Source organism: Pseudomonas sp. GW456-L12, from assembly GCF_059424045.1.
The window spans coordinates 1-8641 of the sequence record NZ_JBWKZA010000062.1 but is presented as its reverse complement, the minus strand read 5'-3'; the positions used below and the strand labels follow the sequence as shown (position 1 = coordinate 8641).

At 65.2% G+C, this 8641-nt stretch carries 8 protein-coding genes; 6 read left to right on the top strand and 2 right to left on the bottom strand.

All coding sequences use genetic code 11. From position 1 onward, the window contains the following. The first annotated feature begins 162 nt into the window (after positions 1 to 162). The 3 genes from hydA to preA all read left to right on the top strand — a co-directional run bounded on the left by hydA (position 163) and on the right by preA (position 4412). Positions 163 to 1602 (top strand): dihydropyrimidinase, encoded by a 1440-nt coding sequence (gene hydA, locus AC07Y9_RS32020; protein WP_102681545.1) that lies wholly within the window; start codon positions 163 to 165, stop codon positions 1600 to 1602. 155 nt (positions 1603 to 1757) lie between these two features. Next, positions 1758 to 3137 (top strand): NAD(P)-dependent oxidoreductase, encoded by a 1380-nt coding sequence (locus AC07Y9_RS32015; protein WP_102681546.1) that lies wholly within the window; start codon positions 1758 to 1760, stop codon positions 3135 to 3137. Beyond that, positions 3138 to 4412 carry an NAD-dependent dihydropyrimidine dehydrogenase subunit PreA gene (gene preA, locus AC07Y9_RS32010; protein WP_102681547.1) on the top strand — a complete coding sequence of 425 codons (1275 nt, stop codon included), beginning with the start codon at positions 3138 to 3140 and terminating at the stop codon, positions 4410 to 4412. Between the two features lie 297 nt (positions 4413 to 4709). Here the strand turns inward: preA and AC07Y9_RS32005 are convergent, their stop codons facing one another. Further along, a complete protein-coding gene (locus AC07Y9_RS32005) occupies positions 4710 to 5330 on the bottom strand; it encodes a TetR/AcrR family transcriptional regulator (protein ID WP_102681548.1) in 621 nt (206 codons plus the stop codon). 239 nt (positions 5331 to 5569) lie between these two features. Between AC07Y9_RS32005 and AC07Y9_RS32000 the strand changes: the two genes are divergently transcribed. The 3 genes from AC07Y9_RS32000 (at position 5570) to copD (ending at position 7330) form a co-directional block, all read left to right on the top strand. Then, the gene (locus tag AC07Y9_RS32000) at positions 5570 to 6010 is read left to right on the top strand and encodes an acetyltransferase (protein ID WP_102681549.1); all 441 of its coding nucleotides are present in this window, start codon (positions 5570 to 5572) and stop codon (positions 6008 to 6010) included. 93 nt (positions 6011 to 6103) lie between these two features. After that, positions 6104 to 6466 (top strand): copper homeostasis periplasmic binding protein CopC, encoded by a 363-nt coding sequence (copC, locus tag AC07Y9_RS31995; RefSeq protein ID WP_007922200.1) that lies wholly within the window; start codon positions 6104 to 6106, stop codon positions 6464 to 6466. Positions 6467 to 6469: 3 nt separating this feature from the next. Next, positions 6470 to 7330, top strand: a complete 861-nt coding sequence (gene copD, locus AC07Y9_RS31990; RefSeq protein ID WP_102681550.1) for a copper homeostasis membrane protein CopD — start codon at positions 6470 to 6472, stop codon at positions 7328 to 7330. A gap of 122 nt (positions 7331 to 7452) precedes the next feature. Here copD and AC07Y9_RS31985 read toward each other — a convergent pair whose 3' ends face one another. Next, positions 7453 to 8598 (bottom strand): HlyD family secretion protein, encoded by a 1146-nt coding sequence (locus tag AC07Y9_RS31985; protein ID WP_102681551.1) that lies wholly within the window; start codon positions 8596 to 8598, stop codon positions 7453 to 7455. Positions 8599 to 8641: the final 43 nt, after the last annotated feature.

Genomic DNA, 8641 nt, shown 5'->3' with positions numbered 1-8641 from the left:
CTTAATATAGATATATGCTTATAAAAAATAATCTTGCCGATTGATTGAACACCAGCTAGTTTTTATTCCTGACACCGCTGACAGGAATAAACATTCCGCAGCATGCGTATTACAAAAACACTAGAACCGGCATAAGCCGGTCATGCCTGCGAGGAACTCGGAATGTCTCTGTTGATCCGTGGCGCCACCGTTATTACCCATGATGAAAGTTATAAAGCCGATGTGTTGTGCGCCGACGGCGTGATCAAGGCCATCGGCCAGAATCTGGACAATCCCGCAGGCTGCGAAGTGCTCGACGGCAGTGGCCAATACCTGATGCCCGGCGGCATCGATCCCCACACCCATATGCAACTGCCCTTCATGGGCACCGTGGCCAGCGAAGACTTCTTCAGCGGCACCGCGGCGGGCCTGGCGGGCGGCACCACCTCGATCATCGACTTCGTGATTCCCAACCCGCAGCAATCGCTGCTGGAAGCCTTTCATCAGTGGCGCAGCTGGGCCGAGAAATCCGCGTCGGACTACGGCTTCCACGTCGCCATCACCTGGTGGAGCGAGCAGGTGCGCGAGGAAATGGCCGAGCTGGTGAACCAGCACGGGGTCAACAGCTTCAAGCATTTCATGGCCTACAAGAACGCGATCATGGCCGCCGACGACACCCTGGTGGCGAGCTTCGAGCGCTGCCTGGAACTCGGTGCGGTGCCGACGGTGCACGCGGAGAACGGCGAGCTGGTCTACCACCTGCAACGCAAGCTGCTGGCCCAGGGCATCACCGGGCCGGAAGCGCACCCGCTGTCGCGCCCTTCCCAGGTCGAAGGCGAAGCCGCCAGCCGGGCGATCCGTATCGCCGAAACCCTGGGCACGCCGCTGTACCTGGTGCACGTCTCGACCCAAGAGGCGCTGGACGAAATCACCTACGCCCGCGGCAAGGGCCAGCCGGTGTACGGCGAAGTGCTGGCCGGGCACCTGCTGCTGGACGACAGCGTGTACCGCCACCCGGACTGGCAGACCGCCGCCGGCTACGTGATGAGCCCGCCCTTCCGCCCTCGCGGCCATCAGGACGCGCTATGGCACGGCCTGCAATCGGGCAACCTGCACACCACCGCCACCGACCACTGCTGCTTCTGCGCCGAACAGAAAGCCGCCGGCCGCGACGATTTCAGCAAGATCCCCAACGGCACCGCCGGCATCGAAGACCGCATGGCCGTGCTCTGGGACGAAGGGGTGAACAGCGGGCGCCTGTCGATGCAGGACTTCGTCGCCCTGACCTCTACCAACGCGGCGAAGATCTTCAACCTCTACCCACGCAAGGGCGCGATCCGCGTCGGCGCCGATGCCGACCTGGTGCTCTGGAACCCGCAAGGCAGCCGCACCATTTCCGCCGCGACCCACCACCAGCAGGTGGACTTCAACATCTTCGAAGGCAAGACCGTGCGCGGCGTGCCCAGCCACACCATCAGCCAGGGCAAGCTGGTCTGGGCCGACGGCGACCTGCGCGCCGAACGCGGTGCCGGCCGCTACATCGAGCGCCCGGCCTACCCGGCGGTGTTCGACCTGCTGAGCAAGCGCGCCGAGTTGCACAAGCCGACCGCCGTCAAACGCTGAGATCGGGGGCTTTGCCCCCTATCGCGAGCAAGCTCGCTCCTACATGAAAACGCATCCCCTGTAGGAGCGAGCTTGCTCGCGATCCGGGCGCTCGCGCCCGGTAGAAACACAATGCCCGTCAGAGGCAATCGACAAAAAACCGTGAGGCCCGAACCGTGATCAAGACCCTGAACCACTTGCCCCATCCCCAGGAGGATGGCGCCACCCTCGCCGGCCACTTCAGCGACCTGGCGCCACCGCTCAACGACCGCCAGGCGCATCTGGAAGCCTCGCGCTGCCTGTATTGCTACGACGCGCCATGCGTCAACGCCTGCCCCAGCGAGATCGACATTCCCTCGTTCATCCGCCATATCCACACCGACAACGTCCAGGGCGCGGCACAGAAGATTCTCTCGGCCAATATCCTCGGCGGCAGCTGCGCCCGGGTGTGCCCGACGGAGATCCTGTGCCAGCAGGCCTGTGTGCGTAACAACGCCCAGGAATGCGCGCCAGTCTTGATCGGCCTGCTGCAACGTTACGCGGTGGACAACGCGCACTTCAGCCAGCACCCGTTCCAGCGCGAGGCCGCCAGCGGCAAGCGCATCGCCGTGGTCGGCGCCGGGCCGGCGGGGCTGTCGTGCGCCCACCGCTGCGCCATGCACGGCCATGAAGTGGTGATTTTCGAGGCCCGGGAAAAAGCCGGCGGCCTCAACGAATACGGGATCGCCAAGTACAAGCTGGTGGACGACTTCGCCCAGAAGGAGCTGGATTTCCTGCTGCAGATCGGCGGCATCGAAATCCGCCACGGGCACAGACTCGGCGACAACCTGAGCCTCACCGAGCTGCACCAGCAATTCGACGCGGTGTTCCTCGGCCTCGGCCTGGCCGCCAGCAAACAGCTGGGCCTGCCCCATGAGGACGCCCCCGGCCTGCTGGCCGCCACCGACTACATCCGCGAACTGCGCCAGGCCGACGACCTCACGCAACTGCCCCTGGCCGACCGCTGCATCGTCCTCGGCGCCGGCAATACCGCGATCGACATGGCGGTGCAGATGGCCCGCCTCGGCGCCCACGATGTCAACCTGGTGTACCGCCGTGGCATCGAGGACATGGGCGCGACTCACCATGAACAGGACATCGCCAAGGCCAATCAGGTGCGCCTGCTGACCTGGGCCGCGCCCGAAGAGGTGCTGCTCGACGCCCGGGGCCAGGTGCGCGGCATGCGCTTCGCCCGCACCCGGTTGGTGGAGGGCCGCCTGCAAACCACTGGAGAGACCTTCGAACTGGTCGCCGATGCGATCTTCAAGGCCATCGGCCAGGCGTTCGACGGCGCCGCGCTGAGCGACCCGCTGGGCGACCCACTGGCTCAGGAACTCAAGCGCGCCGGCGAGCGCATCGAAGTCGACGAACAGCTGCGCACCAGCATCCCCGGGGTGTATGCCGGCGGCGACTGCGTCAGCCTCGGCCAGGACCTCACCGTCCAGGCGGTACAACACGGCAAGCTGGCCGCAGAAGCCATGCATGCCCAACTCATGCTCAACGTGGAGGCTGCGTAAATGGCCGATCTGTCGATTGTGTTCGCCGGTATCAAAGCCCCCAACCCGTTCTGGCTGGCCTCCGCGCCGCCGACCGACAAGGCCTACAACGTGGTCCGCGCCTTCGAGGCCGGCTGGGGTGGCGTGGTCTGGAAAACCCTGGGCGAGGACCCGGCGGCGGTCAACGTGTCGTCACGCTACTCGGCGCACTTCGGCGCCAACCGCGAAGTGCTGGGCATCAACAATATCGAACTGATCACCGACCGTTCCCTGGAGATCAACCTCAGGGAAATCACCCAGGTCAAGAAGGACTGGCCGGACCGCGCGCTGATCGTGTCGCTGATGGTGCCTTGCGTCGAGGAATCGTGGAAAAACATCCTGCCGCTGGTGGAAGCCACCGGCGCCGACGGCATCGAACTGAACTTCGGCTGCCCCCACGGCATGCCGGAACGCGGCATGGGCGCGGCGGTCGGCCAGGTGCCGGAGTACGTGGAACAGGTCACCCGCTGGTGCAAGACCTATTGCTCGCTGCCGGTGATCGTCAAGCTGACGCCGAACATCACCGATATCCGCATGGCCGCCCGCGCGGCCCATCGCGGCGGCGCCGACGCGGTGTCGCTGATCAATACCATCAACTCGATCACCAGCGTGGATCTGGAGCGCATGGTCGCCAACCCCATGGTCGGCAGCCAGAGCACCCACGGCGGCTACTGCGGCTCGGCGGTCAAGCCAATTGCCCTGAACATGGTCGCCGAGATCGCCCGTGACCCGCAGACCCGGGGCCTGCCGATCTGCGGTATCGGCGGCATCGGCACCTGGCGCGACGCCGCGGAATTCGTCGCCCTGGGCTGCGGCGCGGTGCAGGTGTGCACGGCGGCGATGCTCCATGGTTTCCGCATCGTCGAGGAGATGAAGGACGGCCTGTCACGGTGGATGGACAGCCAGGGTTATCACAGCCTGCAGGACTTCTCCGGGCGCGCGGTGGGCAACACCACCGACTGGAAGTACCTGGATATCAACTATCAGGTGATCGCCAAGATCGACCAGGACGCCTGCATCGGCTGCGGCCGCTGCCATATCGCCTGCGAAGACACCTCGCACCAGGCCATCGCCAGCCTCAAGCAGGCCGACGGCACGCATAAATACCAAGTGATCGACGCCGAATGCGTGGGCTGCAACCTGTGCCAGATCACCTGCCCGGTGCAGGACTGCATCGAGATGGTGCCCCAGGACACCGGCAAGCCGTTCCTCGACTGGCAGCACGATCCGCGCAATCCGTATCGCGAGGCGGTGTGAGGTTCGCCGGGTAAATAGCATTGGCTGGACTGACGTCATCGCGAGCAAGCTCGCTCCTACAGGGTTGGCCTGGTCCTGTAGGAGCGAGGCTTGCCCGCGATGGAGGTAAACGTTGACGCCTGCCTGTAGCCGCTGCCGAGCCCGCGAGGCTGCGATCGGGCGCGAAGCGGCCGCAACCCGGATAACGCACAAGACCTGACACACCGCGAATTCAGGTTTTGCGGCAACTGCGTTGCCGTTCGCAGCCTCGCTGCGCTCGGCAGCGGCTACACGCGAACGCTCAGGGGGGCTGCCGTATCAGGGCTCCAGCCCGATCCCGCGCAGGATCACGCTGGTCACCGTCTGCACGGCCTTTTCGAACTGCATGTCCGACAGCGACTGGTGTTCGTTGATGATCATGATCTGGTGGTCGAAGTCGGCGTAGTGCTGGGTCGAGGCCCAGATCATGTACAGCAGGCTCGACGGTTCCACCGGCAGGATGCGCTTGTCTTCGACCCACTGGCGGATCTTCGCTTCCTTCATCTTCGCCCAGTCGTACAGGCTGGCGTCCAGCGCCTCGCCCAGGGTCGGCGCGCCGTGGATGATTTCATTGGCCCAGACTTTCGAGCCATAGGGCCGGCTGCGCGAATGGTTCATCTTGGCGCGGATATAACTGCTGAGCACCACCCGCGGGTCGTCGAACATCTCGAAGCACAGCGCGTCCTGCTTCCACAGTTCCAGCAGCTCCAGCAGCACCGCGCTGTACAGCTCGCTCTTGGTGCTGAAGTAGTAATGCAGGTTGGAGCGCGGCAATTGCACCTCGGCGGCGATATCGGCCATGGCCGTGCCGCTGAAGCCTTTTTCGGCGAACACCTTTTCCGCCGCCAGGAGGATTTTTTCGACGTTGCTGCGACGGATCTCGATCTTGTGATTGCCCATAAGGGCTCCCTGAAAACAGTCTGCTGCAAGACTACCATCGGCCTTCGTACAAAAACGAAACTTCCTGCGCCCGGCTTTCCCCGGCAAAACCGATTGGTTAGGATCCCTCCCGCCTTATTCCCGGGCACCTGAAGTGTTCCGTCCAGGCGTTGATTCGCGACACGGACATGCAGGCAGGACTTTCGCCGCCGAACCCAGAGCGTTTCGGCCATCCTGCAACGCCGCTATGGAGCTTATCCATGAACATTCGCAAACGCCGGGCCGCGGACGATCCGCGGCTCGCCGCCCTGTGGGAACGCTCGGTACGGGCCACCCACGACTTTATCGCCGAAGACGATATCCAACTGCTCTACCCCCTGGTGCGCGACACCTACTTGCCGGCCCTCGAAGCCTGGTTGCTGGAGGATGCCGACGGCACCCCGGCCGGCTTTATCGCCACCGCCGGCGATAAGGTGGAAATGCTGTTTATCGAACCGGCCCGCCGTGGACAGGGCGTCGGCCGGCAACTGCTCGACCATGTGCGCAGCCGGCATCCGCGGCTCAGCGTCGACGTCAACGAACAGAACCCCCAGGCCCATGGTTTTTATCGGCACTACGGTTTCGAAGACATCGGCCGTTCGGCAACCGACGGCCAGGGCCGGCCGTTCCCGATCATCCATATGCGCCTGAAAAGCGCTTGAACAGCGCGCCGATGTTTCATCCAGCGACCCGGCCGCGGTCCTTATACTCATCGGCGCATCGACCACCCGACACTCATTGAACAGGTATTTCCCATGCTGAAAAAACTGCTGACCACCAGCGCCCTGCTGGCCTCTCTCGTCGCCGCCTCCTCGGCCTTCGCCCACGCCCACCTGCAAAGCCAGGTTCCGGCCGCCGACAGCACGGTGAGCGCGCCGAGCGAGTTGCGCCTGGTGTTCTCCGAAGGCGTCGAGGCGGCCTTCACTAAAGTCAGCCTGAGCAAGGATGGCGCGGCGGTCGCCGTCAAGGCCCTGGCCACCGAAGGCGCGGACAAGAAGACCCTGGTCGTGACCCCGGCGGCACCGCTGGCGGCGGGCGCCTACAAGGTCGAGTGGCACGCGGTGTCGGTGGATACCCACACGAGCGAAGGCAGCTACAGCTTCAAGGTCGGCCAGTAACCGATGTCGACCCTGTTGGTGCTCTGCCGCTTTGTGCATTTCGCGGCCGTCCTGCTGCTGTTCGGGGCCTGGGTGTTCAGGCCCCTGCTGTTGGGGCGCGAGCCCGTTGCCGCCTTGGATCGCCGCCTGACCCGACTCGGCCGCTGGCTGGCCGGAATCGCCCTGGCCACCGGCATCTGCTGGTTGCTGCTGATCACCGCCAGCATGGCTGGCAGCGGCGCCGCGGCCCTGGACCCGGCGACCTTGCAACTGGTGCTGGGCAACACCTTTTTCGGCCAGGTCTGGACCTGGCATCTGCTGCTCAATGGCCTGCTGGTGGTTCTGCTGTTGACTCGCCTGGGTGAGCCGCTGGCGCTACGACTGACCCTCGCCGCCCTGCTGCTGGCCACCCTGGCTCCGGTAGGTCACGGCGCCATGCTCGACGGCCTCAGCGGCCAGTTGCTGATCCTCAACCAGATCGTCCACCTGGGCTGCGTCAGCCTGTGGCTCGGCGGTTTGCTGGTGCTGCTGATGCTTCTGCGCCAGCCCGACGGCCTGCCGCTGGGCCCGCTGTTGCGGCGTTTCAGCGGCGTGGGTTACGGGCTCGTAGGTGGGTTGCTGGTCACGGGTCTGATCAATGTACGAGTGCTGACCGGCCAGCTGTGGCCGATGCCGCTGCTGTCCGGCTTTGCCCTGATCCTGCTGATCAAGGTGCTGCTGGTGCTCGGCATGTTCGCCCTGGCCCTGTTCAACCGCCTGCGGATCGAGGACTGCCAGCAGCGCCTGGGCGCCCTGCGCCGTAGCGTGCTGCTGGAATGGCTGCTGGGCATCGCCGCGGTGGCGGCCGTGTCGCTGCTCGGCACCTTGCCGCCTCTCACCGCCTGACACCCCGCCCCCTTGTAGGAGCGAGCTTGCTCGCGATAGCCGCGAAGCGGCGATTGCCCTGTGTGAACGTGTCGCCGTTGAGTTTTTTTCGCGAGCAAGCTCGCTCCTACAAGGGATGCACATCAATCGACCTGGGCGTCGCCCTCCGCCGCCGTATCGATACTCACCACCACCGACATCCCCGGACGCAAGCGCTCGCTTTCCGCCTGGTCGGGATCGACGGTGATGCGCACCGGTATCCGCTGGGCGATCTTGACGAAGTTGCCAGTGGCGTTATCGGCCTGCAACAAGGCGAACTCCGAGCCGGTGGCCGGCGAAATGCGCTGCACATGGCCGTGGAATTTGCGGTGGTCGAGCGCATCGACGGTGAAGCTTGCGGGCTGGCCGACGCGGATGTTGTCCATCTGGGTTTCTTTCATGTTGGCGATCACCCAGAGCTGGTTCGGCACCAGCGCCATCAGCTGCGCCCCGGAGTTGACGTAGGCCCCCAGGCGCACGCCAATCTGCCCCAGCTGGCCGTCGCGCGGCGCGGTGACCCGGGTGTTGGACAGGTCGATCCGCGCCAGTTGCACCGCCGCCTCGGCATTGGCCACCGCGGCCTCCAGCGAGCCGCGATTGACGATCACCGTCTGCAGGTCCTGGCGGGCGATGTCCAGCTGCGCCTGGGCCTGGGCCACCGCGGCGAGGGTCTGGGCGTTGGCGGCGCGGGTCACGTCCAGGTCCCGCTGGGACACCGAGCCGTCGGCGATCAGTTCCTGGTTACGGCGCAGGTCGGCGGCGCTCTTGCGCGCCTGGGCCTGGCTGTCGGCCAGCGCCGCCTGGCGCAGCTTGATGGTGGCTTCGGCGCTGTTGCGTTGCTGCACCACATTGGCCAGCGCCGCCTTCTGCGCCGCCAGCTGGGCCAGGGACTGCTCCAGGCGCTGCTTGTAGATGCGGTCGTCGAGGCGCACCAGCAGGTCGCCGGCCTTGACGAACTGGAAGTCCTGCACCGGCACCTCGAACACATAGCCGCTGAGCTGCGGCCCGATGATCGTCACCTGGCCGCGCACCAGGGCGTTCTCGGTGCTTTCGATGGGGCTGCTGAACGGCGGCAACTGCCAGGCATAGAGCACGATCAATACCCCGGTGATGGCGATCGCGGCGAACCCCAGGGACGAGATGATCCGCACCCGCAGCGAACGCGGCTCGGTGATCGGCATCGACGGCGGCGCGCTGCCTTCCGGGGTCGAGGCAATGGCGTTGGTGGTGGTGATGGTCGGTTCGGTCATGAAGAAATGGCACCGCTGGGTTGGACGGGAGTCGGGGCTGGGG